Origin of the sequence: Curtobacterium sp. L3-7 (genome assembly GCF_048756585.1) — a bacterium.
Lineage (GTDB): Bacteria > Actinomycetota > Actinomycetes > Actinomycetales > Microbacteriaceae > Curtobacterium.
Window position 1 is genome coordinate 291,226 of the sequence record NZ_CP151474.1, and the last position, 24,067, is coordinate 315,292.

Annotated in this window: 22 protein-coding genes; all 22 read right to left on the bottom strand. The window is 69.3% G+C overall.

Annotated features, from left to right (window positions below; genetic code table 11):
* Position 1: 1 nt before the first annotated feature.
* The 22 genes from rplN to AAEP80_RS01520 all read right to left on the bottom strand — a co-directional run bounded on the left by rplN (position 2) and on the right by AAEP80_RS01520 (position 24,054).
* Positions 2–370: a 50S ribosomal protein L14 gene (gene rplN / locus AAEP80_RS01415; protein WP_071299494.1), complete on the bottom strand. Its 369-nt coding sequence runs from the start codon at positions 368–370 to the stop codon at positions 2–4.
* 35 nt (positions 371–405) lie between these two features.
* Positions 406–690 carry a 30S ribosomal protein S17 gene (gene rpsQ / locus AAEP80_RS01420; protein ID WP_071276754.1) on the bottom strand — a complete coding sequence of 95 codons (285 nt, stop codon included), beginning with the start codon at positions 688–690 and terminating at the stop codon, positions 406–408.
* Positions 690–1,010: a 50S ribosomal protein L29 gene (gene rpmC, locus AAEP80_RS01425; RefSeq protein WP_281266008.1), complete on the bottom strand. Its 321-nt coding sequence runs from the start codon at positions 1,008–1,010 to the stop codon at positions 690–692. Before rpmC ends, rpsQ begins: the two co-directional genes overlap by 1 nt.
* Entirely contained in the window at positions 1,010–1,429 is a 420-nt protein-coding gene (rplP, locus tag AAEP80_RS01430; protein ID WP_123654821.1) for a 50S ribosomal protein L16, read from the bottom strand. The genes rpmC and rplP overlap by 1 nt, the downstream gene beginning before the upstream one ends.
* Positions 1,430–1,431: 2 nt before the next feature.
* Positions 1,432–2,247, bottom strand: coding sequence for a 30S ribosomal protein S3 (gene rpsC, locus AAEP80_RS01435; protein ID WP_281266009.1), 816 nt, complete (start codon positions 2,245–2,247; stop codon positions 1,432–1,434).
* Positions 2,247–2,642, bottom strand: a complete 396-nt coding sequence (rplV, locus tag AAEP80_RS01440) for a 50S ribosomal protein L22 (RefSeq protein WP_123654823.1) — start codon at positions 2,640–2,642, stop codon at positions 2,247–2,249. Before rplV ends, rpsC begins: the two co-directional genes overlap by 1 nt.
* Positions 2,643–2,667: 25 nt before the next feature.
* Positions 2,668–2,949 (bottom strand): 30S ribosomal protein S19, encoded by a 282-nt coding sequence (gene rpsS / locus AAEP80_RS01445; RefSeq protein WP_017885529.1) that lies wholly within the window; start codon positions 2,947–2,949, stop codon positions 2,668–2,670.
* Between the two features lie 11 nt (positions 2,950–2,960).
* Entirely contained in the window at positions 2,961–3,800 is an 840-nt protein-coding gene (gene rplB / locus AAEP80_RS01450; protein WP_281266010.1) for a 50S ribosomal protein L2, read from the bottom strand.
* A gap of 19 nt (positions 3,801–3,819) precedes the next feature.
* Positions 3,820–4,119 carry a 50S ribosomal protein L23 gene (gene rplW / locus AAEP80_RS01455; RefSeq protein WP_111009849.1) on the bottom strand — a complete coding sequence of 100 codons (300 nt, stop codon included), beginning with the start codon at positions 4,117–4,119 and terminating at the stop codon, positions 3,820–3,822.
* Positions 4,116–4,775 carry a 50S ribosomal protein L4 gene (gene rplD, locus AAEP80_RS01460; protein WP_281266011.1) on the bottom strand — a complete coding sequence of 220 codons (660 nt, stop codon included), beginning with the start codon at positions 4,773–4,775 and terminating at the stop codon, positions 4,116–4,118. The genes rplW and rplD overlap by 4 nt, the downstream gene beginning before the upstream one ends.
* 2 nt (positions 4,776–4,777) lie before the next feature.
* Positions 4,778–5,434, bottom strand: a complete 657-nt coding sequence (gene rplC, locus AAEP80_RS01465; RefSeq protein WP_413600710.1) for a 50S ribosomal protein L3 — start codon at positions 5,432–5,434, stop codon at positions 4,778–4,780.
* Between the two features lie 13 nt (positions 5,435–5,447).
* Positions 5,448–5,756: a 30S ribosomal protein S10 gene (rpsJ, locus tag AAEP80_RS01470; RefSeq protein ID WP_017885534.1), complete on the bottom strand. Its 309-nt coding sequence runs from the start codon at positions 5,754–5,756 to the stop codon at positions 5,448–5,450.
* 612 nt (positions 5,757–6,368) lie between these two features.
* Entirely contained in the window at positions 6,369–7,196 is an 828-nt protein-coding gene (locus AAEP80_RS01475; RefSeq protein ID WP_281266013.1) for a DarT ssDNA thymidine ADP-ribosyltransferase family protein, read from the bottom strand.
* 92 nt (positions 7,197–7,288) lie between these two features.
* The gene (locus tag AAEP80_RS01480; protein ID WP_402727256.1) at positions 7,289–8,266 is read right to left on the bottom strand and encodes a DNA topoisomerase IB; all 978 of its coding nucleotides are present in this window, start codon (positions 8,264–8,266) and stop codon (positions 7,289–7,291) included.
* A gap of 176 nt (positions 8,267–8,442) precedes the next feature.
* Entirely contained in the window at positions 8,443–16,959 is an 8,517-nt protein-coding gene (locus AAEP80_RS01485; protein ID WP_420365676.1) for an isopeptide-forming domain-containing fimbrial protein, read from the bottom strand.
* A gap of 257 nt (positions 16,960–17,216) precedes the next feature.
* On the bottom strand, positions 17,217–17,468 hold the full coding sequence (locus tag AAEP80_RS01490) for an antitoxin (RefSeq protein ID WP_402727258.1): 252 nt from the start codon (positions 17,466–17,468) through the stop codon (positions 17,217–17,219).
* 175 nt (positions 17,469–17,643) lie between these two features.
* Complete coding sequence (gene tuf / locus AAEP80_RS01495; RefSeq protein WP_281266017.1) at positions 17,644–18,831, bottom strand: elongation factor Tu; 1,188 nt, start codon at positions 18,829–18,831, stop codon at positions 17,644–17,646.
* Between the two features lie 158 nt (positions 18,832–18,989).
* Positions 18,990–21,107, bottom strand: coding sequence for an elongation factor G (gene fusA / locus AAEP80_RS01500; RefSeq protein WP_281266018.1), 2,118 nt, complete (start codon positions 21,105–21,107; stop codon positions 18,990–18,992).
* Between the two features lie 97 nt (positions 21,108–21,204).
* Positions 21,205–21,675: a 30S ribosomal protein S7 gene (gene rpsG, locus AAEP80_RS01505; protein WP_144760634.1), complete on the bottom strand. Its 471-nt coding sequence runs from the start codon at positions 21,673–21,675 to the stop codon at positions 21,205–21,207.
* Positions 21,676–21,680: 5 nt separating this feature from the next.
* Positions 21,681–22,049 carry a 30S ribosomal protein S12 gene (gene rpsL, locus AAEP80_RS01510; RefSeq protein WP_058728453.1) on the bottom strand — a complete coding sequence of 123 codons (369 nt, stop codon included), beginning with the start codon at positions 22,047–22,049 and terminating at the stop codon, positions 21,681–21,683.
* Positions 22,050–22,418: 369 nt separating this feature from the next.
* Positions 22,419–23,567 carry a hypothetical protein gene (locus AAEP80_RS01515; RefSeq protein WP_420365677.1) on the bottom strand — a complete coding sequence of 383 codons (1,149 nt, stop codon included), beginning with the start codon at positions 23,565–23,567 and terminating at the stop codon, positions 22,419–22,421.
* A gap of 64 nt (positions 23,568–23,631) precedes the next feature.
* The gene (locus AAEP80_RS01520; protein ID WP_402727260.1) at positions 23,632–24,054 is read right to left on the bottom strand and encodes a DUF6121 family protein; all 423 of its coding nucleotides are present in this window, start codon (positions 24,052–24,054) and stop codon (positions 23,632–23,634) included.
* Positions 24,055–24,067: the final 13 nt, after the last annotated feature.

Sequence of the window (24,067 nt, forward strand, 5' to 3'; positions counted from 1 at the left end):
CTTACAGCACCTCCGGCGCGAGCGAGATGATCTTCATGAACTTCTTGTCACGAAGCTCGCGACCGACCGGACCGAAGATGCGCGTGCCGCGCGGGTCGCCGTCAGCCTTGAGGATCACTGCCGCGTTCTCGTCGAACTTGATGTAGGAGCCGTCGTTGCGACGGGTCTCCTTCTTGGTGCGAACGATGACCGCCTTGACGACGTCACCCTTCTTCACGTTGCCGCCGGGGATGGCGTCCTTCACCGTGGCGACGATCACGTCACCGAGACCGGCGTAGCGACGACCCGAGCCACCGAGCACGCGGATGGTCAAGATCTCCTTGGCACCCGTGTTGTCGGCGACCTTCAGGCGGGATTCCTGCTGAATCACTGCTGTCTCCTATTTCCGCAAGCGGGCCGCGAGGCCTACTTGGCCTTCTCGAGGATCTCGACCAGGCGCCAGCGCTTGGAGGCGCTGAGGGGACGGGTCTCGCTGATCACGACGAGGTCGCCGACACCGGCCGAACCGGCCTCGTCGTGTGCCTTCACCTTGGAGGTGCGGCGGATGACCTTGCCGTAGAGGGCGTGCTTCACGCGGTCTTCGACCTCGACGACGATGGTCTTGTCCATCTTGTCGCTGGTCACGTAACCGCGGCGCGTCTTGCGGTAGCCGCGGGTGAGGGCGGCGGAGTCCTTCTCTTCGTTCGCCATCAGTTCTCCTCGGCGGTCTCGGCCTCGGTCGACTCGACCGGCTTGTCAGCCTTCTTCGTCGACTTCTTGGCCTTGGTTGCGGTCTCGACGGGCGCGGGGGTGGCACGGATGCCGAGCTCGCGCTCGCGGAGGACGGTGTAGATCCGGGCGATGTCGCGCTTGACGGCACGAAGACGACCGTGGCTCTCCAGCTGGCCGGTGGCCGACTGGAAGCGGAGGTTGAAGAGCTCCTCCTTGGCCTTCTTCAGCTCGTCAGCAAGACGCTCGTTCTCGAACGTGTCGAGCTCCGTCGGACGGAGCTCCTTGGAACCGATCGCCATTATGCGTCGCCCTCCTCGCGCTTGATGATGCGTGCCTTGAGGGGCAGCTTGTGAATTGCACGGGTCAACGCCTCGCGGGCGATGTCCTCGCTGACGCCGGAGAGCTCGAAGAGCACGCGGCCCGGCTTGACGTTCGCGATCCACCACTCGGGGGAACCCTTACCGGAACCCATGCGGGTCTCGGCAGGCTTCTTCGTGAGCGGACGGTCCGGGTAGATGTTGATCCACACCTTGCCGCCACGCTTGATGTGACGCGTCATGGCGATACGAGCGGACTCGATCTGACGGTTGGTCACGTAGGCGGGGGTCAGGGCCTGGATGCCGTAGTCACCGAAGGAGACCTTGGTGCCACCGGTCGCCTGACCCGAACGCTTCGGGTGGTGCTGCTTGCGGTGCTTGACTCGACGGGGGATAAGCATGGTTACGCCTCAACTCCTGCGCCGGCCGGCGCGTCCTGCGGGGCCTGCTGCTCGCGGCCGCCACGGTCGCCGCGGTCGCCGCCACGACGGTCACCGCGGTCGTTGCGGTCGCCACGCGGGCCTCCACGACGCTCGGGGCGCGACGAACGCTGGTTCGCCTGCTCGCGAGCGAGCTCCTTGTTCGTGATGTCGCCCTTGTAGATCCACACCTTCACGCCGATGCGACCGAACGTCGTCCGGGCCTCGTAGAAGCCGTAGTCGATGTTGGCGCGGAGCGTGTGCAGGGGCACGCGGCCCTCGCGGTAGAACTCCGAGCGCGACATCTCGGCGCCGCCGAGACGGCCGGCGACCTGGATGCGGACACCCTTGGCACCGGCGCGCTGTGCACCCTGGAGGCCCTTGCGCATGGCGCGACGGAACGCGACACGAGCGGAGAGCTGCTCCGCGATGCCCTGCGCGACGAGCTGGGCCTCGGTCTCGGGGTTCTTGACTTCGAGGATGTTGAGCTGGATCTGCTTCTTGGTGAGCTTCTCGAGCTCGCCACGGATGCGCTCCGCCTCGGCGCCGCGGCGACCGATGACGATGCCAGGACGCGCCGTGTGGATGTCCACGCGGACACGGTCACGGGTGCGCTCGAGCTCGATGCGGGCGACGCCGGCACGGTCGAGGGTCTTCTTCAGGTACTGACGCACCTTGATGTCCTCGGCGACGTAGTCGGCGTAGCGCTGACCCGGCTTCGTGCTGTCGGTGAACCAGTGCGAGACGTGGTCCGTCGTGATCCCGAGGCGGAAGCCGTACGGGTTGACCTTCTGGCCCATTACTTGCTCGCCTTCTTGCTCGTCGCGGCAGCAGCCTCGGCCTCGTCAGGGGTCGCGAGGACCACCGTGATGTGGCTGGTGCGCTTGTTGATCCGGAAGGCCCGGCCCTGAGCACGCGGCTGGAACCGCTTGAGGGTCGTGCCTTCGTCGACGAAGACGCGGCTCACGTAGAGGTCGCGCTCGTCGAGGAAGCTGTTCGTCGAGTCCGCCTTGACACGTGCGTTCGCGATCGCCGAGGCGACCAGCTTGTACACGGGCTCCGAAGCGCCCTGGGGGGCGAACTTCAGGATGGCGAGCGCCTCGTGGGCCTGCTTGCCGCGGATCAGCTCGATGACGCGACGGGCCTTCTGAGGCGTGACGCGGATGTGTCGCACGCGTGCGATCGACTCCACCATTTCGTTCCTCCTCTGCGTCGCCGCCTTAGCGGCGACGGCCCTTCTTGTCGTCCTTCACGTGACCGCGGAAGGTACGGGTCGGCGCGAACTCGCCGAGCTTGTGACCGACCATCGATTCGGTGACGAACACCGGGATGTGCTTGCGTCCGTCGTGCACCGCGATGGTGTGCCCGAGCATGTTCGGGACGATCATCGAGCGGCGCGACCACGTCCGGATCACGTTCTTCGTGTTGGCCTCGTTCTGCGTGACGACCTTGCGAAGCAGGTGCTCGTCGACGAAGGGGCCCTTCTTCAGACTGCGTGGCATCTTCTGAACTCCTACTTGCGCTTCTTGCCGGCGTTACGGCGACGGACGATGAGCTTGTCGCTCGGCTTGTTCGGCTTGCGCGTGCGACCCTCGGCCTGGCCCCAGGGGCTGACCGGGTGACGACCACCGGACGTCTTGCCCTCACCACCACCGTGCGGGTGGTCGATCGGGTTCATCGCGACACCACGCACGGTCGGGCGGACGCCCTTCCAGCGCATGCGGCCGGCCTTGCCCCAGTTGATGTTCGACTGCTCGGCGTTGCCGACCTCGCCGATGGTGGCGCGGCAACGGGCGTCGACGTTGCGGACCTCGCCCGACGGCAGACGGAGCTGCGCATAGGGGCCGTCCTTGGCGACGAGACGCACCGAGGCGCCGGCCGAACGCGCGAGCTTGGCGCCGCCACCCGGGCGGAGCTCGATCGCGTGGATGACCGTACCCACGGGGATGTTGCGCAGCGGCAGGTTGTTGCCGGGCTTGATGTCGGCGCCGGGGCCCTGCTCGACGACGTCGCCCTGCTTGAGCTTGTTCGGCGCGAGGATGTAGCGCTTGGTGCCGTCCACGAAGTGCAGGAGCGCGATGCGCGCCGTGCGGTTCGGGTCGTACTCGATGTGCGCGACCTTGGCGTCGACGCCGTCCTTGTCGTGACGACGGAAGTCGATCACGCGGTACTGGCGCTTGTGGCCACCACCGATGTGACGGGTCGTGATGCGGCCCGAGCTGTTCCGGCCACCGGTCTTCGGCAGCGGACGAAGCAGGGACTTCTCCGGCGTCGAACGGGTGATCTCGGCGAAGTCGGCGACCGACGAGCCGCGACGACCCGGGGTCGTCGGCTTGTAGTTACGAATAGCCATGATGTTTTCCCTCTGGTCCTCAGCCGACAGCCGTGAAGATGTCGATCGAACCGGACTTGAGCGTCACGATGGCGCGCTTGGTGTCCTTGCGCTTGCCGATGCCGAAACGCGTGCGACGGGTCTTGCCAGGACGGTTCAGCGTGTTGATGCCGGCGACCTTGACGTCGAAGATCTTCTCGATGGCGAGCTTGATCTCGGTCTTGTTCGCGCGGGGGTCCACGAGGAACGTGTACTTGCCCTGGTCGATGAGGCCGTAGCTCTTCTCCGACACGACGGGCGCGATGATGATGTCGCGCGGGTCCTTGTTGAAGCCGCTCATGCGGAGATCTCCTTCGCGGTCTTCGACGCGATGAAGGCGTCGAGGGCGCTCTTGCTGAAGACGATGGCGTCCGAGACGAGGACGTCGTATGCGTTCAGCTGGCCGTACGAGAGCGCGTGGACGTTCGGCAGGTTGCGGATCGACTTGAGCGTGAGCTCGTCGTCCGACTCGAGCACGACGAGCACGTTCTTGACGGGCGCGACCTTCTCGAGGAGCGTGCGGGCGGTCTTGGTCGACGGCACCTCGGCCGCGACGAAGCCCTCCACAGCGGAGATACGGCCACCGCGGGCACGGTCCGAGAGCGAGCCGAGCAGCGCAGCGGCGATCATCTTCTTCGGGGTGCGCTGCGAGTAGTCGCGCGGGGTCGGTCCGTGGACGACGCCACCGCCGGTGTGCTCGGGAGCACGCACCGAACCCTGACGGGCGCGGCCGGTGCCCTTCTGCTTGAACGGCTTGCGACCAGCACCGCGGACCTCGCCGCGGTTCTTGGTCTTGTGGGTGCCCTGACGCGACGCGGCGCGCTGCGCGGTGACGACCTGGTGGATCAGCGGGACGTTGGTCTCGACGTCGAAGAGCTCGGCGGGGAGCTCGACGGAGCCGGACTTGACGCCAGAGACGTCGAGGACGTCGATCGTGGTTGCAGTCGTGGTGGCCATGATCACTTACCCTTCACGGCGGTGCGGACGAAGACGGAGCGACCGCGAGCACCGGGGACGGCGCCCTTGACGAGCAGCAGACCCTTCTCGGCGTCGACGGCGTGCACCGTGAGGTTGAGGACGGTCACGCGCTCTCCACCCATGCGACCGGCCATGCGCATGCCCTTGAAGACACGCGACGGGGTCGAGGAAGCACCGATCGAGCCGGGCTTGCGGTGGTTGCGGTGGGCACCGTGCGATGCGGAGACGCCGGCGAAGCCGTGGCGCTTCATGACACCCGCGAAGCCCTTGCCCTTGCTCGTGCCGACGACGTCGACCTTCGCGCCGGCTTCGAACGTGGCGTCGACGGTGAGCTCCTGGCCCAGCGTGTACTCGCTCGCGTCCGACGTGCGGATCTCGGTGAGGGTGCGGCGCGGGGTGACCCCGGCGGCCTCGAAGTGGCCAGCGGCCGGCTTGTTCACCTTGCGGGGGTCGATCTGGCCAGCGGCGATCTGGATCGCCTCGTAGCCGTCGCGCTCCACGTTGCGGATCTGGGTGACCACGTTCGGGCCGACCTCGATCACGGTGACGGGGATGAACTTGTTGTTCTCGTCCCACACCTGGGTCATCCCGAGCTTCTTGCCGAGGAGGCCCTTGACGGTCTTGGTTGTGTTCGCCATCAGTTCAGCCCCCTTACAGCTTGATCTCGATGTTGACGTCGGCCGGGAGGTCGAGACGCATGAGCGAGTCGACGGCCTTCGGCGTCGGGTCGACGATGTCGATGACCCGCTTGTGCGTGCGCTTCTCGAAGTGCTCGCGCGAGTCCTTGTACTTGTGGGGAGAACGGATCACTGCGATCACGTTCTTCTCGGTGGGGAGCGGCACCGGGCCGACCACGGTCGCACCGGCACGGGTCACCGTGTCGACGATCTTCCGGGCCGACGTGTCGATGACCTCGTGGTCGTACGACTTGAGCCGGATGCGGATCTTCTGTCCCGCCATGTGTTCTCTGTCCTCTCTGCGCCGCGCACCCTCGGGCCGCCTGACGCCGCCGGGTTCCGCCCTGTGCGGACCTGGCTGTTTGCGTGAATCACCGGACGCATCCGCTGGGGATGACCGCTGTTCTCCTGTCAACCGCGCGGACGGTCATGCCGTGTTGCACACGACGGCCCGCGTGGACGTATCGCCACCCCGGCTGAAGGACACGGGTGTCCGTCAGGTTGTGGGGCTTCGATGTGTTCTGCTGCCTGCGGCCCAACCCAGCCCTGCTGGACAGGGGGGTTGTGCACTGCCAGTGCAGTGATCCTTCGGGGCGCGAACGCCCCCGGAATTTCGGAACCGGACAAGTCTCCCATAGCCCGGGGTTCCGTGCAACCCGGGCGTGTCGCGTTTCCCCGGGCGTGTCGAGACCAGCGTACTTCCCCGGTCTGCCGCGGATCCACCGCCCTGGAGGCCCGGCTCGCGTCCGCCCCGCAGCGCACGTCCCGAGACGCCTCGGGCGCCCCCGCCCCCGACCCCGCCGACATGCGTCGCGCCCCCTCCCGGACATCGCGCCCCGGGGTGGCGGGGTGCGGTGTTCGTGAGGGGGCGCGATGGGCAGCCGGGGCGCTCGGGTCAGTCCTCGTCGGGGACGACCGGCGGCACGAACCACGGCGGGAAGACCGCGACGCGCGGGACGTGCCCGCCGTGCTCGGACAGGATGTCCTTCACGGCGTGGCGTGCACGGTCGTTCGGCACGCCGATGACCGCGACCGAGGAGAACGGCACGCTCGGCCCGGCGAGGACCTCCACGCCGTGCATCTCCGGGTCGGTGAGGTCCGTGCGACGCAGCAGGTTCGCCGCTGCCTCCGGACCGACGGCGAACCGGACGTCCTCGGCGTCGGCGTCCGTGTCCGCCAGGATCACCGATGCACCGAAGGCCGCGGTGGGGACGACGAGCACGACGTAGTCGACGCCACGGGCGTGCCGGGCGGCGTCGGACCAGCGCTCGGTGTCGTGCGCCCCGCGACGGACCTCGTCCCAGCGCGCGCCGTCGGGCGAGAGCGAGAACGGGACGTGGCTGGCGACGCTCGACCCGTCGGGAGCGGTCGCCGCCGCGCGGGCCGCGCGGGCAGCAGGGGCGCTGATGTCGTACGACGGTGTGACGGCGTCGGACGCGAGGATCGCCCCGTCCGCGACGATCCCGTCGAAGTTGTCGATGTGGGTCACGTGGTGTGCGCGCAGGGCGCCGAAGACCCGGGCGGCCGGCATGTCCGGCTCAGCCGTGCGCAGCGCGGTCGCCTTCGCACGGGCGGGCGAACCGCCGGGGGTCGACCGCAGCGAGGTGCTGACGCGGGTGCGCCGCGGCGCAGGGGCCTTGGGGACGTCCGGCACCTCGCGCTGTCGAGGCGCGCAGATGTCGCAGAGTTCGGTGGGGAATCCGTGGATGCACTCGTCGGTCACGACTGATGTGGGTCCTTCCGTGCCGCGTGGGGGTGGGACGGCACGAGGGTCAACGGTACGTCATCCCGGACGCGTCGCGGCACCGATGCAGGTCATTGGCGGTAGAGCAGCGCCCGGACCTCGGACTCCGCGGCGTGCTCGCGCTTCGGATCGATGGTCTCGCCGTGCTCGTACGCGTCGAGCAGGCGGGGGTCGACGTAGCTCTGCCTGGCCACCGTCGGGGTGTTGCCGAGGACCTCGCTCGCCGCCTTGACCGCGTGCGACACCGCACGCTTCCGCTTCGCCTCGCTGGACTGCGGCCCGGTCTCCGCCAAGTCGATCGCCGCCGCTACCGTGCCGTGCAGCGTCCGGAAGTCCTTCGCGGTGAACTCGTCCCCTGCACGCTCCTTGACGTAGGCGTTGATGTCCTCGGCCGACAGCGGCTCCCAGTCGGCTCCCCTGGTCGGACGGAAGGACAGCAGCCGCGCGGTGGGTCCGCGTCGCTTCATCCCGGCGATCACGCTCGACAGGTCGGCGTCGTGGATGGACGAGGACCACTCCTGCCCGCTCTTGCCGGGGAAGGAGAGCTCGATGTCGTCACCGGACACGTGCGCGTGCGCGCAGAGCAACGTGGAGAGACCACGGCTGCCGTGCTCGGTCGCGTACCGTTCCGACCCCACCCGCAGCGATCCCTGGTCGAGCATCCGGAACGCCGCAGCGAGCGCGCGTCGCCGGTCCGGCTCGGGGCGTCGCAGGTCGAGGGTGACACCGCGGCGTGCGCTCGGGAGCGACTCCGCCAGGGCGAGCGCCCGGTCGTACTTGATGCGGTCCATCCGCTCGCGCCAGGACGGGTGGTACATGTACTGCCGTCGTCCGACCGCGTCGATGCCGGTGGCGAGGACGTGGCCGTTGTCGTACGGCGAGATCCAGACGTCCTCCCACGCCGGCGGCACGACGAGGTCCTCGAGGCGCTGCCGGACACCGGGGTCCGTCACGGTCTGCCCGTCGGGGTCGCGGTACGAGAAGCCCTTGCCCGAGCGGACGCGGTGGTAGCCACGACCGTTGGTCGCGGATCTGCGGAGGCGTGTCACCCCTCCGAGCAAACACGACCCGCCTCAGCGGGGCAGCAGGAAGCGACGGATCGCGCACCGCGGCCCGGCGGATCCCACCGGCCGACGGGGTGGTGGCGACCGGTGGCGGACGGGAGGACCGGTGCGGGCGTGCACCGGTCCTCCCGTCCGTCAGGCGGTCGCCGCCCGCCGCTCGGTCATCGTGCGTCGCGTCGGCGGCGGAGCAGGAGCAGCAGCAGGCCGACCGAGAGCGCGAGCAACGCGAGCGCTCCACCGAGCCCCAGGCCCGCCGCGCCGGTGAACGCGAGCGCACGGGGCTGCGGGTCGGCGCGGACCGGAGCCGGGTCGCTCGCGCGGAGCGGATCCGTCGCGACCGTACCGGTCACCTGCGTCGTCGCGGACCGGACGGTCGCGACGTTGGTGATGCGGTCGGGGGCGTCCGTGGCGACCCGGACGGTCAGCTGGATCGCGAGCCGGTCACCGCTCGCGAGCGGCTCGTCGAGCGTGCAGGACACCGTCGAGCCCGTCGTGCAGGTGGCGGCGCGGTCGTCGACGCTCACGAAGGACAGTCCCGTCGGCAGTGCGTCGGTGACCACGACGGGGCCAGGGTCCTCGGTGGGCCCGGCGTTCCTGACCGTGATCGTGTACCCGACCGTGCTCCCCCGGACCAGCTCGCCGGTGTGCGTCTTCGTCACGGAGAGGCTCGAGAGCGGCTGGACCGCGAGCTCGTCGTCGGCGGCGTTGTCCGCCAACGTCGTCTCGGTGGTCGTCGTCGCGACCGTCGCCGTCGGCGTCACGCCGGGGTACGCCGCAGCGGTCGGCGTCTGGTGCACCGTGATCGCCGGCGCCAGCGAGCCGGCCGGCAGCGTGCCGCTCAGCGCGAACGACACCGTCGTGCTGCCGTCGGCGTTCGTGACGACCCCGGTGACCGTCCAGGCCGGATCCGCCTCGGTCGAGACGTACGTCAGGCCCTTCGGCAACGTGTAGGTCGCGGTGACGGCCGCCGCGTCGGAGAGTCCGGCGTTCCGGACCTGCACCGTCTCGGGCAGGTCCTTCCCGATCACGGCCTTCCCGCTGTGCCCGATGCTGATCTGCACGTTCGCCACGGCGGCGACGGGCAGCGGGGCCACCGCGGTCCCACCGTTCGTCCCGATCGGCTCCGGCGTGCCCTGCGCGGTGATCGCCGCGCGGTTCTCGATCGCACCGGCCGTGTAGCCAGACGCGATCGCCGTGGTCAGCCAGAGTCCCGGCGCGTCGGTACCCGCCAGGACGGTCGACCCTAGCGTGCACGTCACGACGGTGGTGTCCGTGGTGCCGTCACACGTCCAGACCGCGCCGTCGGACTCCGCGGCCACGAACCGCATGCCCTCCGGCAGCTGGTCGGTGACGACGGTGTCCGGCTGCTCGTCGGACGGTCCCTCGTTGCGCACCTGCAGGTACCAGACCTGCTGGGCGCCGGCGGTGGTCGTCGTGGAACGGTCCGTCGACCCGGTCCGGTCGACCGGGGTCTTCGACAGCGTCAGCGCGGCGTGCGTGGTCACGTCGACGTCGGCCACCGCGGTGTCGTCCGCGGGGTCGGGGTCGTCCGTCCCCGACGAGACCGTCGCCGTGTTCCTGAGTGCGCCGGCGGGCGTCCCCGAGGCGATCGCCGCCGTCACGTGGAACGTGGCGGACGCACCGGATGCGAGCGTGTCGGTGGACCAGGAGGTCGGGTCGGCGCCCTGTTGCCACCCGTCGTCGTCCGTGCTGACCGCGGTCACGGTCATCCCGGCCGGAGCCGAGTCGGTCCACGTGACGCGCTGGGCGTCCGAGGGGCCGGCGTTCGTCACGGTCACGTCGTACGTCACGTCCGTACCGGCGTCGGCCGTGGCCGCGCTGGTCCTGGTCTTCGTGATCGACAGATCCGCGGAGGTGGTGACGTCGACGGTCGCGTCGTCGTGCGCGGTCTCCCCCTTCGCGGTGACCGGCGCGGCGGTGGCGGTGTTCACGATGGACGAGCCGCGGAACGAGGCGGGGACGTGCACCACGACGCCGATGGTGTCCGGGTCGGTGGTACCAGCGGCGATGCCGTCGGTGCTCACGAGGGTCAGGACGCCGTCGACGTTCGACTCCACGGTCCAGTGCGCGGCGGTCCCGTCGGTCAGCCCGACGTACTCGACACCGACCGGCAGCGTGTCCTGCACGCGGACGCTCGGGGTGGTCGCGTCGCCCGCCGGCAGGTCGGACGGCCCGTCCGGGTTCGCGACCTGGATCGTGTAGGTGACGTCCTCACCGGCGTCGACCGACTGGACGTCCGCGGTCTTGGTGACCCGCAGTCCGACCGTCTGCGTCGCGGCGCTCGAGGTGCTCGCGGTCTGCGTGGCCGCGTTGTCCGAGCGCACCACGGCCGTGTTCGCGAGGGTGCCGGAGAGGCCGGCAGGCGTCGTCACCGTGATGGTGAACGACGACGTCGTCCCGGCACGCAGGGTGCCGTCGAGCACGCAGGAGACCGTGTCGTCGGACGTGCACGTCCAGTCGCCGTCGGTCTGGGACCCGCCCTGGAGGCTCGTCCCCGACTCGAGCGCGTCGGTCACGACGACCTTCCGCGCGTCGGCCGTGCCGGTGTTCCGGACCGTGATGGTCCAGTCCGCCGGCTCGCCCGCCACGAGGCGGTCGCTGGAGAACGCCTTCGCGATCGTCAGCGAGGTGGTGTCGTCGACCGGGGTGCTCGTGTTGCTGACGTCGTTCGACGCCTTCGGGTCGGTCGTCGACGGGTCGACGGCGACGCGGGCGGTGTTCGCGATCGTCTGCGACGCCGTCGTGTCCGGCCGCACCGTCGCCGCGACGGTGATCGGCGGTGCGGTCGTCCCGTTCGCCAGGCCGTCACGGGTGCAGGTCAGGGTGTTGCCGTCGGTGTCGCACGTCCACCCGCTGTCGTCCGCGACGGTCACCTGCTCGAGCCGCACGGTGCTCGGCAGCGTGTCGGTCACGGTGACGGTGCCGCGGGCGTCGGACACGCTCTGCTCGGCCGGGTCACGGACGTTCTGCACCGAGAGGGTCCACGACGCGGTGCCGCCGGCGGTGAACCGGTCGGCTGCTGCGGTCTTCGTGATGGCGAGGTCCGCGATCGCGACCGGGGTGGTGCTCGCCGAGTCCGAGTCGTTCGCGTCGTTCGGGTCGAAGGTCTGGCCGGTCCCCTGGTGGATCGTTGCGCTGTTGCGGATCGCCGTGAGCGGGGCGTCGGCGGGCAGCGTCAGTGCGACGTCGAGCTCCGGGAACGCCGAGCCCGACGCGACCACGGCGCCGTTGACGCAGGTCTGCTCGTCCGTGCCGGTCGTCGTGCACGTCCAGCCCGACCCGGAGAACCGCAGGGTCGCACCGTCCGGGAGCCCGGCGACGGTGTCCACCACCGTCGTGCCGTGTGCGGCGTCCCCGCCGGTGTTCGTGACCACGATCGTCCAGGCCTTCGCCGTGGTCGCGCCGGCCACGACGTCCGCGGTCGTCGCCTTCTTGGCGATCGACAGGTCGGCCGCGGCGATCGAGGCGGTCGCGGTCGCGTCGGTCCCCTTCGTGCCGTCCTGCTGCTTCGGGTAGGTGGTGAACGAGCCGGCGCCGCCGTCGTACCCGGTGCCGCCGGAGGCGTCCGTGATCGTCGCGGTGACGTGGTTCGTGTGCTTCGTCGCCGTGCCCGCCGCGGTCGCGGCGGCCGTCGTGGGGGTCGCGCGGTAGTGCAGCGTAAGGGTCTCGTTCGTCCCGAGTGCCCCGAGGTCCGCCCAGGTGAGCGTGGTCCCGGCCACCGACGGGTCGGGAGCTGCCGTGCTGGCGCCTCCGTTCCTGGCGGTCGTCGAGCTGCCGGCGTCGTAGGTCCACCCGTCGGGCAGGACGTCTCGCGCGGCGACGGAGGTCGCGGCACTGCCGGTGTTCGTGAACGTCACCGTGAAGTCGGACGGGACGCCGAGGTAGGACAGCCCGCCGGCGGTGTCGTTCGACTTCGCCACGGCGACGGACGGGAACGACGGGGTCACCGACGCGCTCGCGGTGGTGGGGCCGTACGAGCCGCCGTCACCGTCCGGGAGCGAGGTGTACGTGCCCGTCGAGGCGGTGTTCACGAGGGCGTCACCGGTCAGCTCCGCGTCCTCGGCGAGCACGGCGTGGTACGTGTACGTGGTCGCGGAACCGGTGCCGAAGGTCGTGCTCGGCCAGGTGATGACGCCGCCGCCGCACTTCGCGTCGGTACTGAGCGTGCCGCCGCCGGAGATCCGTGCGGGGTCGACCACGATGCCGTCCGGCACGCAGTCGGTGACGCTCGTGCCGTACGCGGGCGAACCGGAGCTCGAGACCGTCACCGCGTAGGTGATGTCCTGGCCCGGCTCGGCCTTCGCGGTGGTCGTCGTCTGCCCGGCCACCGTCGCCGACTTCGCGATCGCGAGCGACGGGGTCACCGCGGTCGCGTTCGCCTGGTTCGACGTCGTCGATGCGTCGGTCGGCTCGGCGCCCTTCGCCGTCCGGTCGTAGGCGAGCTTCGCCGTGTTCGAGTACGCCGTGCCGGACGACTGACCGGCACCGACCCGCACCGGGACGTCGACCGTGATCGTCAGCGGTGCGCCGAGCCCCGACGCGATGTCGGAGATCCGCACCGTGACGGTCCCGGAGGCGACCGATGGGGTGACCGTGACCGAGGAGTCGCTCGCGGTCGCGGTCGGGGTCCCGACCGCCGTCATGCCCTTCGGCAGGGTGTCCGTGATCCGGCCGTCGTACATCGCGACGTTCGCCGGGACGGTCGCGGTGATGCGGTAGGTCGCGGTGTCGCCCGCGCGGATCGGGAGCGCGTTCTTGTTCGCGGGGTTCGTCGTCGCGGTGCCCGTGCCGGCCCCGGTGATGGCGTTCCACGTCGGCGCGGTGAGCGTCTTCGCGATGGACGGTCCGGACACGGTCACGGTGTTCGTCGTGGTCGCGACCTGCACGAACGACGTGTTCGCCGTGGCGTAGTCGGTGTCGAGGCTGGACGCGAGGACCCTGGCGGTGTTCACGTACTGCCGTCCGGCGGGGGCGGCCGTCCCCACCGTCGCGGTGACGGTGATCGTCGCGGAGGCGCCGGCGGCCAGGGTGCCCACCGACCAGGTGTGCAGCGTGGTGCCGGTCGGACAGGAGCCCAGTGCACTCCGCTGCGCGCCCGTCGGCGTGCTCTCGGCACGTGAGCTGCTCGTGAGGGTGAGGTCGTCGGGGAAGCAGTCCGCGATCACGGTCGACCGCGCGTCCGCGGTGGACGCGGTGTTCTTCGCCGTCAGCGTCCACGTCACGGTGTCCCGACCGGCGACGGTCCGGCCGCCCAGGTTGTTGGTCTTCGTGATGCCGACCTGTGGGGGCTGGACCGCGATCGTCTTCGCGGCGGTGCTCGTCGACGGGGTACCGTCGGCCGGCTTCGACGAGAACGTCGCCGTGTTCGTGACCGTGCCGGGGGCGGTACCGGACGCGTCGTACTTCCCGACGCCCTTCGTCACCACGAGCCCGGACGCGGTCACGGAGAAGATCGCGGTCGAGTCCCCGGCGTTGTCGAAGGTCGTGGGGAAGACGACGGCACCGGCACCGAGCGTGTTCCCCGTCCCGGTCAGCGTGAAGGTCTGTCCGGCGTAGGTCCCGTCGACGTCGGTCGACTGCGCCGAAGCCGGCACGGTGATCGTGCTGCCGTCCGGGAAGGTCAGGGTCCAGCTGCTCGCGGACGTCGTCGAGACGCCGGTCGGCAACGGGTCGCTGAGCGCGCCGTTGCCGACGCTCGTGTGCGCCGGGACGGTGGCGGAGTAGGTGTACGTCACGCCCTGGCCGGGTGCCGCGGTGTCACCGGAGAGGTTCGTCGCGGAGTCGGCGACCGCGCTGCCGCGCTTCTCGACCGCCACGGCCGGGATCGACACGGCTCGCGAGGCATCGGCGTTCGGCGCAGTCCCCTGCCCTGCCCCCGGCGTCGCGGTGAAGGTGCTCCCAGCGGTCTTCGCCGGGATCCAGGTGGTCGTCGTGTCCGCGTTCGTCGTGGTCGTGAAGCTCGTGACCGATGCCGTGTTGGCGTACGCCGTGCCGACGTACCCCGGGGTCGGCACGGTCAGGTCGTACGTCAGCGCCGTCGTGGCAGCGGCGTCGATCGAGGGGATCGTCCAGCGGAGGTAGCGCGAGGACGCGTACTGCGACGCGGCGCCGGTCGGAGCCGGACCGCAGACTCCGTCATTCGAGATCGCCGCGACGGCAGCACACTCGACGCCGGCGGGGAGCGCGTCCCACACGGTGACGTCGCCGATGGCCGCGCTGGTGCCCGTCGCTGGCTCGTTGCCGACGGTCAGGCGGTAGTGCAGCGTCGCGCCCTCGGTCGTCGTCGACGGGTTCGTGACCGCACCGCTGGCATCGACGATGTCCTTCGCGAGGGTCGCGGTGGGCGTCCCGGCCACGGCGTAGCCGACCGAGGTGCGGAGACTCGTCACGGCGCCGGCGGTGTTCTGCTGGGCGACCTTCATGAGGTTGTCGGCGAGGTCGACCGTCGTCGCGCTCGAGCCCTGCGAGGTGATGCGCGCGGCGACGTAGAGCACGACCCGTGCACCGTCGGTGTCACCGTCCACGTACGTGCCGCTCGCGCCGGAGACCGTGTGCCCGATCGCGAACGCGCCCATCGTCGACGACGAGGACTTCAGGGCGACGTCCGACTCCGGGACCGTGCTCTCCGTCCCGTAGGACCAGTCGGTGTCCTCGGCCCAGCTGCTGCCGGCCGTGGTGTGCACGGGGAGCATGTCGGTGATCGTCGCGTTGCGGCTCTGCACGCCGGCGGGGAAGTCCACCTGCAGCTTGAAGCAGACCAGGTCCCCGAGCTGGAAGGCGTCGCTCGGGGTGGCCGTCACGTAGGAGCCGGGCCGGCCGTCGGCGGTGCAGTCGGCGGAGCTCGTCACGCCGTCGCTCGCGCTCCGCGGCAGGACGGACTTCGAGATCACCGGCGCCTTCGACGTGATGGACGCACGGGAGTCGTCGACCACCTTCGTGGCGCCGCTGTCGCCGTGGACACCGGTGGAGGTGCCCGTCATCGCGACCGTGTTGTCGAACGAGTCACCGGCGGACGTCGGCCCGCCGGAGCCCGTGACCGAGTAGGCGGTCCGCATGAGCGCCTGGTAGCGGACGGTCGTCACGCCGTCTGCCGCCATGTCCGCGATGTGGAACGAGATCGTGAACTTGCCCGTGGCCGCGTCGTACGCGACACGGTCGACCGTGGCGTTCGTCATCTGCTGGTTCAGCGACGCGTTCATCGAGAGCGTGCAGTCCGCGGGGAAGGTCCCCGTGGTGGGCGTACCAGTCGGGAACGCGGGGCAGAGTCCGTCGCCGAGCGTGTCGGTGAACGTGATGCCCGCCGACGACTCGTACTCGCTCGCCCGCACGTCCAGCGAGTAGGTCGCGAACTTGCCGGCCGCGAAGGAGCCATCGGCCGGCGTGGTGACCGACTTCGCCACGGCGAGGTCCATCGCCTCGACGGTGAGTGCGGCGCTCGCGGACTGTGCCGAGGTCGCCGTCCCGCCGACCCTCCCCGTGTAGGTCCCGGCGGCGACGACGGTGTTCTCCTGCCCGCGGCCGTTCGACGTGGTGTCTGCGGTGTCCTGACGGGTCGAGGGGCCGTTGTTGTTGTCGAGGTTCGCCTCGTCGTGCAGGTCGGTGGCGGCCGGTGCCGACACGGCCCCGGCGGGCTTGCCCGTGCCCTGCCCGCTGAACGACATGGTGTTCTCGAACAGCGGCACCGCGGCGAGGTACTTGATGGTGACCGGGGTGTTCGTCAACGTCGGGATCGACCAGACGACCTTCGTGAAGACCTTGCCGTTCTGTCCCGCGACGTCGTCCACCGTGGTCACGCTCTGCGGCGTCAGGCAGGCGCTCTGGTCCCACTCGCCCGTGGCGCCGGCCGCCGTGGCGGACTGCAGCGACGGCGCACCCTCGTACTCGGGCCCCGAGGTCGTGTTGTCGACCGCGCCGCAGCCGAGGAACTCCAGCCCCGCCGGCAGGAGGTCCGTCACCGTGACGTCCGTGCTCGGAGCCGTCGCGGTGTTCTGCACGGTGAGCGTGTACACCGTCGCGTGGTCGTGGACGCCGCGGACGAGTTCGTTCTCGGGGCTGCCCTCCGCCTTCGTGATGCGGATCGCGGAGATCGACGTCGCGTTCGAGGTCGCCGTCGCCGAGTTCGACGTGTTCGTCGCCGGAGCCCCGGTGGCGTCGAACGTCGGGATGTTGCGTGCGTCGCTGTTCACGGCGATCTGCGCCGTGCCGGTGAACGACGTGCCCACCGGGAAGACCGTGTCGGACGCGGTGACCTGGAACGCGATCGACTTCTGGTCGCCCGAGACCAGGTCGGACACGTTCGAGAAGACGAGGAGCGTGCCGCCGTCGGCGAGGGTCGTCGTGGTGGGATCCGGCAGCGCCGTGCCGTCCGCCGTCGCCTTGCCCGCGACGTAGGTCACGCCGGCCGGCAGCGTGTACGAGTACCCGAGGTTGTAGAGGTCCGTCCCCCCGGAGGCGTCGGCGGTGTTCTTCGCCGTGAGCGTCACCGTCGCCGGCGCCCCACTCAGGACCGAGTCGTCGGCCTTCGCGGTCACGGTGACCGTCGAGGCCGCCGATGCGGGCTGCGCGATCGCGAACACCGCGAGGAGCCCGGTCACCAGGGCGATCACCACCGCCATCGCCACGGATCGGGGGCGTGCGGGCAAGAGGGACAGTCGCATCGGAGAGTGCTCTCGAGTCGTCTTCGGATGACGCGAGGCACAGCAGACCGCGCCGTCGACCGGGCAGGGTCGAACAGCGTTGCGGGGGTGTTCGGGTCACCGCGGGACCCAGGGCGGTCCCGCCATTCCACGGTATCGAGCACGCCGACGGACCGATGCACCCAGATCGGGGTACACCGTTGTCGGCCGTCCGAGGGACGCGAACACCCGCCCGGCGAGAGCCGGACGGGCGCGGGGTCGCAGGAGTCGGCGCGGGGCTACTCGTTGCCGACGTGCTTGTCGACGTTCGCGGCGGCGTCGTCGATCTTGTCGTCGAACTTCCCGCCGGTGACCTTCTTCAGGCCGTCCGCGAGCCCGTGGATGATCTTGTCCGAGACCTCTTCCACCTTCTCGCTCTTGACGGCCTCCTCGATCTTGTCCTTGTTCTCGTCGACGAAGGCCTTCGCCTTGTCGGTGACCTCCTGCGCCTTCGCGGAGACGTTCTTCTGGATGTCGTCGAAGCCGGCCATGGTGCCTCCCTGTCGGCCGGGGTCCCGGCCATCCGATGGCCGGGTGGTCCGGCCGCTTGCGAGACATGTTGCCCGACCGTGCGCGATCTGTCCGCAGCACGCAGCACCGTCCCGGCAACGACGAAAGCGGGGCCGGACCCGAAGGTCCGACCCCGCTGACGCAAGGAACCAGAAGTTACTTGATGATCTTCTCGACCGTGCCGGCGCCGACCGTACGACCACCCTCACGGATGGCGAAGCGGAGGCCCTCTTCCATGGCGATCGGCTGGATCAGCTCGACCGTCATCGCGACGGTGTCGCCGGGCATGACCATCTCGGTGCCCTCGGGCAGCGTGATGACGCCGGTGACGTCCGTGGTGCGGAAGTAGAACTGCGGACGGTAGTTCGCGTAGAACGGGTTGTGACGACCGCCCTCTTCCTTGTTCAGGATGTACGCGTTCGCGGTGAACTCGGTGTGCGGCGTGACCGAACCCGGCTTCACGACGACCTGGCCGCGCTCCACGTCCTCACGCTTGAGGCCACGGATGAGCAGACCGGTGTTGTCACCGGCGACTGCCTTGTCGAGCAGCTTGCGGAACATCTCGATGCCCGTGACCGTGGTCTTCTGGGTCGGCTTGATGCCGACGATCTCGACCTCGGAGTTGAGGTCCAGCTCGCCGCGCTCGACGCGACCGGTGACGACGGTGCCACGACCGGTGATCGTGAAGACGTCCTCGATCGGCATGAGGAAGGGCTGGTCGGTGGCGCGCACCGGGTCCGGCACGTGCTCGTCGACCTGGGCCATGAGGTCCTGGACGGACTTGACCCACTTCTCGTCGCCCTCGAGCGCCTTGAGCGCCGAGACCTGCACGACGGGTGCGTCCTCGTCGAACTCCTGCGAGCCGAGGAGCTCACGGACCTCGAGCTCGACGAGCTCCAGGATCTCCTCGTCGTCGACCATGTCGGACTTGTTCAGCGCGACGACGATGTACGGCACGCCGACCTGGCGAGCGAGCAGCACGTGCTCACGCGTCTGGGGCATGGGACCGTCGGTGGCGGCGACCACGAGGATCGCGCCGTCCATCTGGGCCGCACCGGTGATCATGTTCTTCACGTAGTCGGCGTGACCAGGAGCGTCGACGTGCGCGTAGTGGCGCTTGTCGGTCTGGTACTCGACGTGGGAGATGTTGATCGTGATGCCGCGCTGGCGCTCTTCGGGAGCGTTGTCGATCTGAGCGAAGTCACGGGCCTCGTTGAGGTCCGGGTACTGGTCGTGCAGAACCTTGGTGATCGCCGCCGTGAGCGTGGTCTTGCCGTGGTCGACGTGACCGATGGTTCCGATGTTGACGTGCGGCTTGGTGCGCTCGAACTTGGCCTTGGCCACTGTGGGTCCTCCTCAGGACTCGGATGCGAGACCCCCGGGAGCACCCCTGTCAGGGATGCCGAACCGTTGGCACGCGGTGTGTGTGTCTTTACTTTACTTGGTGGCGAGGGGCCCGTCGCCGGGCGCCCCCGCCTGTGGAGAGCACGCTCGGAAGAGCGTCACTCCCCCTTGGACTTCGCGACGATCTCCTCGGCGACGTTGGACGGGACCTGGTTGTAGGTCTCGAACGTCATCGAGTAGACGGCACGACCGGAGGTCTTCGAACGAAGGTCCCCGACGTAGCCGAACATCTCGGACAGCGGCACGCTCGCGCGGACCACCTTGACGCCGGAAGCGTCCTCCATCGCGGCGATGTTGCCACGACGCGAGCTCAGGTCACCGATGACGTCGCCCATGTACTCCTCGGGCGTACGGACCTCGACGGCCATGATCGGCTCGAGGATGACCGGACCGGCCTTACGAGCCGCTTCCTTGTAGGCCATCGAGCCGGCGATCTTGAACGCCATCTCGGACGAGTCGACGTCGTGCGCCTGGCCGTCCTTGAGGATGGCCTTCACACCGACGGTCGGGTACCCGGCGAGGATACCGACCTGCATGGCGTCCTGGATACCGGCGTCGACCGACGGGATGTACTCACGAGGCACGCGACCACCGGTGACGGCGTTCTCGAACTCGTAGACCTTCTCCGCCGTGACCTCCATCGGCTCGAGCGCGATCTGCACCTTGGCGAACTGACCGGAACCACCGGTCTGCTTCTTGTGGGTGTAGTCGTAGCGCTCGACGGTCTTGGTGAGGGTCTCGCGGTAGGCCACCTGGGGCTTGCCGACGTTCGCCTCGACCTTGAACTCGCGCTTCATGCGGTCGACCAGGATGTCGAGGTGGAGCTCGCCCATGCCCTTGATCGTCGTCTGACCGGTCTCGGCGTTGAGCTCGACGCGGAACGTCGGGTCCTCTTCGGCGAGCTTCTGGATGGCCGTGGAGAGCTTCTCCTGGTCCGCCTTGGTCTTCGGCTCGATCGCCACCTCGATGACGGGCTCCGGGAAGGTCATCGACTCGAGGACGACCTGGTCCTGCGGATCGCACAGGGTGTCACCGGTGGTGGTGTCCTTCAGGCCGATGACCGCGTAGATGTGACCGGCGGTGACCGCGTCGACCGGGTTCTCCTTGTTGGAGTGCATCTGGAAGATCTTGCCGATGCGCTCCTTCTTGCCCTTGGTCGAGTTGATGACCTGTGCACCGGACTCGATGTGGCCGGAGTACACGCGGACGTAGGTGAGGCGACCGAAGAACGGGTGCACCGCGACCTTGAACGCGAGCGCCGAGAAGGGCTCGGAGGCATCCGGCTTGCGGATGATCTCCTTCTCCTCGTCCTTGACGTCGTGGCCGATCATCGGCGGGACGTCGAGCGGCGACGGCAGGTAGTCGATGACCGCGTCGAGCATCGGCTGGACGCCACGGTTCTTGAACGCAGAACCGCAGAGCACCGGGTAGAGCTCGCTGTTGACGGTGAGCTTGCGGATCGCAGCCTTGATCTCGGCCACCGAGAAGTCGGTGTCGCCCTCGAGGTAGCGCTCCATGAGCTCGTCGTCCGCCTCGGCCACGCGCTCGATGAGCTTCTCGCGGTACTCGGCGGCGCGGTCGGCCAGGTCGGCCGGGATCTCTTCGATCTCGTACTTGGCGCCCATCTGGACGTCACCCTTGGCGTCGCCGCGCCAGGTGAGGGCACGCATCTCGACCAGGTCGACGACGCCCTCGAAGGAGGACTCCGCACCGATCGGGAGCTGCAGCACGAGGGGCTCGGCGCCGAGGCGCTTCACGATCGTGTCGACGGTGAAGTAGAAGTCCGCACCGAGCTTGTCCATCTTGTTGACGAAGCAGATGCGCGGGACGTTGTACTTGTCCGCCTGACGCCACACGGTCTCGGACTGGGGCTCGACGCCCTCCTTGCCGTCGAAGACGGCGACAGCACCGTCGAGGACGCGGAGCGAGCGCTCCACCTCGACCGTGAAGTCCACGTGACCGGGGGTGTCGATGATGTTGATCTGGTTGTTGTCCCAGAAGCAGGTCGTCGCGGCCGACGTGATCGTGATGCCGCGTTCCTGCTCCTGCGCCATCCAGTCCATCGTGGCGGCGCCGTCGTGGACCTCACCGATCTTGTGCGTGATGCCCGTGTAGAACAGGATGCGCTCGGTGGTCGTGGTCTTGCCGGCGTCGATGTGCGCCATGATGCCGATGTTGCGGACCTTGTTCAGGTCGGTGAGCACGTCCTGTGCCACAGGGTTCCTCCGGAAGAGTTGTAGGAGATGGTGGTCGGCCGGGCGCCGTGGGTCTTGCCCTGACGGCGCCCGAACCGATCAGCCAGGTACGCCGGGATTACCAGCGGTAGTGCGCGAAGGCCTTGTTCGACTCGGCCATCTTGTGGGTGTCCTCGCGACGCTTGACAGCGGCGCCGAGACCGTTCGACGCGTCGAGGATCTCGTTCATGAGACGCTCGGTCATCGTCTTCTCGCGGCGAGCCTTCGCGTACGAGGTCAGCCAGCGCAGGGCCAGCGTGTTCGCACGGTGCGGCTTGACCTCGACCGGGACCTGGTAGGTCGAGCCACCGACGCGGCGGCTACGGACCTCGAGGGTCGGACGGACGTTGTCGAGCGCCTTCTTCAGCGTGACGACGGCGTCCTGGCCGTTCTTCGACGAGACACCTTCGAGTGCGTCGTAGACGATGCGCTCGGCGAGGCCCTTCTTGCCGTCGAGGAGGATCTTGTTGACGAGCTGGCTGACGATCGGTGCGCCGTAGACGGGGTCTGCGACGACGGGACGCTTGGGGGCGGGACCCTTACGAGGCATCTAACTCAACCCTTCTTCGCGCCGTAGCGGCTACGCGCCTGCTTACGGTTCTTGACGGCCTGGGTGTCCAGTGCGCCACGGATGATCTTGTAGCGGACACCCGGGAGGTCCTTCACACGACCGCCGCGGACGAGCACCATCGAGTGCTCCTGCAGGTTGTGGCCCTCACCGGGGATGTAGGCCGTGACCTCGGTACCGTTCGAGAGCTTCACACGAGCGACCTTGCGCAGTGCCGAGTTCGGCTTCTTCGGGGTGGTGGTGTAGACGCGGGTGCACACACCACGCTGCTGGGGGTTCGCCTTGAGGGCCGGTGCCTTGGTCTTGACGACCTTGGGCGTACGACCCTTGCGAACCAGCTGCTGAATAGTAGGCAACTGTTCTCCTGGTTCTTCGCTCGTGTTCTCTGGCCGACGTGGTCCGTCGGCATCCTCGCCCACGCGAACGGCCGCCTGTCAGGCGGACGTGGTTTGGGGGCGGACTGTCCGGATCAGGTCGTCGACCTGCCGAACTTTTCGGGCGCGCCCGAGGGCGCACACCCGGAAGAGCCTACCTGCGTACCCTCGCGAAATCAATCCGGGCGCGTCACCCTGGAGGCCCGTGGAATCGGCCGTCGGCGAACGCACGCCCGCCGGCCGGTCGCGCCGGGCGCGGGGCGCGCCCTGGAGCCCGCCACGCGCTCCGGCGTGCTGCCGTCGGGGAGGCGGGTCGGGCCTCCCGTCCGGGACGGAGGCGACCACCAGCGATCAGGAGCCGGTGTCCGACGAGCCGTTGCCGATCGACGACTCGAACGTCGCACCCGCGTCGGTGAAGCCCGTGATGTAGCCGGAGGCGTTCACGTTGATCGGACCGGCCGTCGCCGTGCCGGAGCCAGCCGGCCCCGTGAAGTTCGCCGTGAACGTCGCCGAGCCGTACGACGACGTGGTGACCATCCAGCCATCGGCGAGCCAGCCGTCCACCTGCACGGTCGGGCGGGCGTCGAGCGTCCACTTCTGGTCGGTGTAGGTGTTCGCCGGGTTCTCGCCGTACGCGTAGAAGCTGCAGCCGTCCGGGGTGGTCGACGTCGAGGCGATGCAGCCGTCCACCCAGGCGTTCACGGCATCCGTCGCAGCCGCTCTGCCGTCGTCGGTGAGCGTCGTCGTGATCGAGACCGGCGTCGACTCCGCCGCGGCGAACCCGCGGACGTCCGCCGTCGTGGTGTCGGCCGTGAACCACTTGCCGCCGTCGACCGCGACGTCGTACGAACCCGGGAGCGCACGCAGGGTGAGCCCGCCGGTCTTGTCCGTGGTCACCTTCTGGCCGGCGACCGCGACCGTGGTGCCCGCCGGGGCCTGCACGACGACGTCCACCGATCCGAGGTCGGGGGCCTGGAGCTGCCACTTCGGGAACACGCCCCAGTCGGTGCCGGTCTTGTCGAGGGTGAACGTGGCGGCGACCTGGCGTCCGCTCTGCGTCAGGTACGCGCCCACCGTCGCGGTGTCGCCGTCGGTCTTCGTGGCGGCGATGCGGTACCCCGTGACGCGCGACTTCGCCTTGGCGTACGCGGCGTCGGTCAACAGGACGTCGTCCTTCGCGTGCTCGATGCCGGCGTCGGTCAGGGCCGCGTCGACCTTGCCGGACCGGAGGTGGTCGAGGAACGCCTCGACCTGGCGTTCCGGTGCGTGGCTGTTCGAGCCGACCGAGTAGCCGACCCCGCCCGCGACGGCCAGCAGCACCACGGCCGCTCCGCCCGCGATGATGCCGATGAGTGCCCCGCGGCGCATCCGCTTGCGCGGCCGCGGTGCCGGCGCTGCTGCAGCACCCGTCGGCGCCGACGCTTCGCGCGTGCCGCTGATGTCCGCGACCCGTGGGACGGATCCCCATCCGTCCTGCGGTGCGGTGTCGTCCGTGCTCATCGGTCCCCCGTGGTCTCGCTGCCGCGCTGTTCCGGCGGCACCGATATCCTACCGGCGACCGCCGTCAGTTCGACTGCTTGGTCTGGTGCCTGGCCATCGCGATCCCGCCGATCACGCACAGCAGCGCGATCACGACCGAGCCGACCACGAACGGGCCGAGGGCGTAGCCCGCCGGGAACACCAGGAGCTCGGTGACGTCCTGGCGGATCAGCGCGTAGCCGACCGACCCGACGCCGAGCATCACGAGGTAGCTCGTCGCGGCTGCGACCAGGCCCGTGACGCCGGGGTTGCCGTCCGGGATGCCGAACGCCGTCGCGAGGAACACCACCACCGCGCCGCCGAGGACCATCGCCGGGCCGAGGTACGGCGTCGCGTCGGTCTGGGAGATGATCGCGATGTCGGCGAGGAGGGACTCGAACCCGCTCACGGCGATGACGAGCGCGATGAAGAGGATCGACGTCATCGTCGCCACCAACCACCGGGACATGGACCGATGGTAG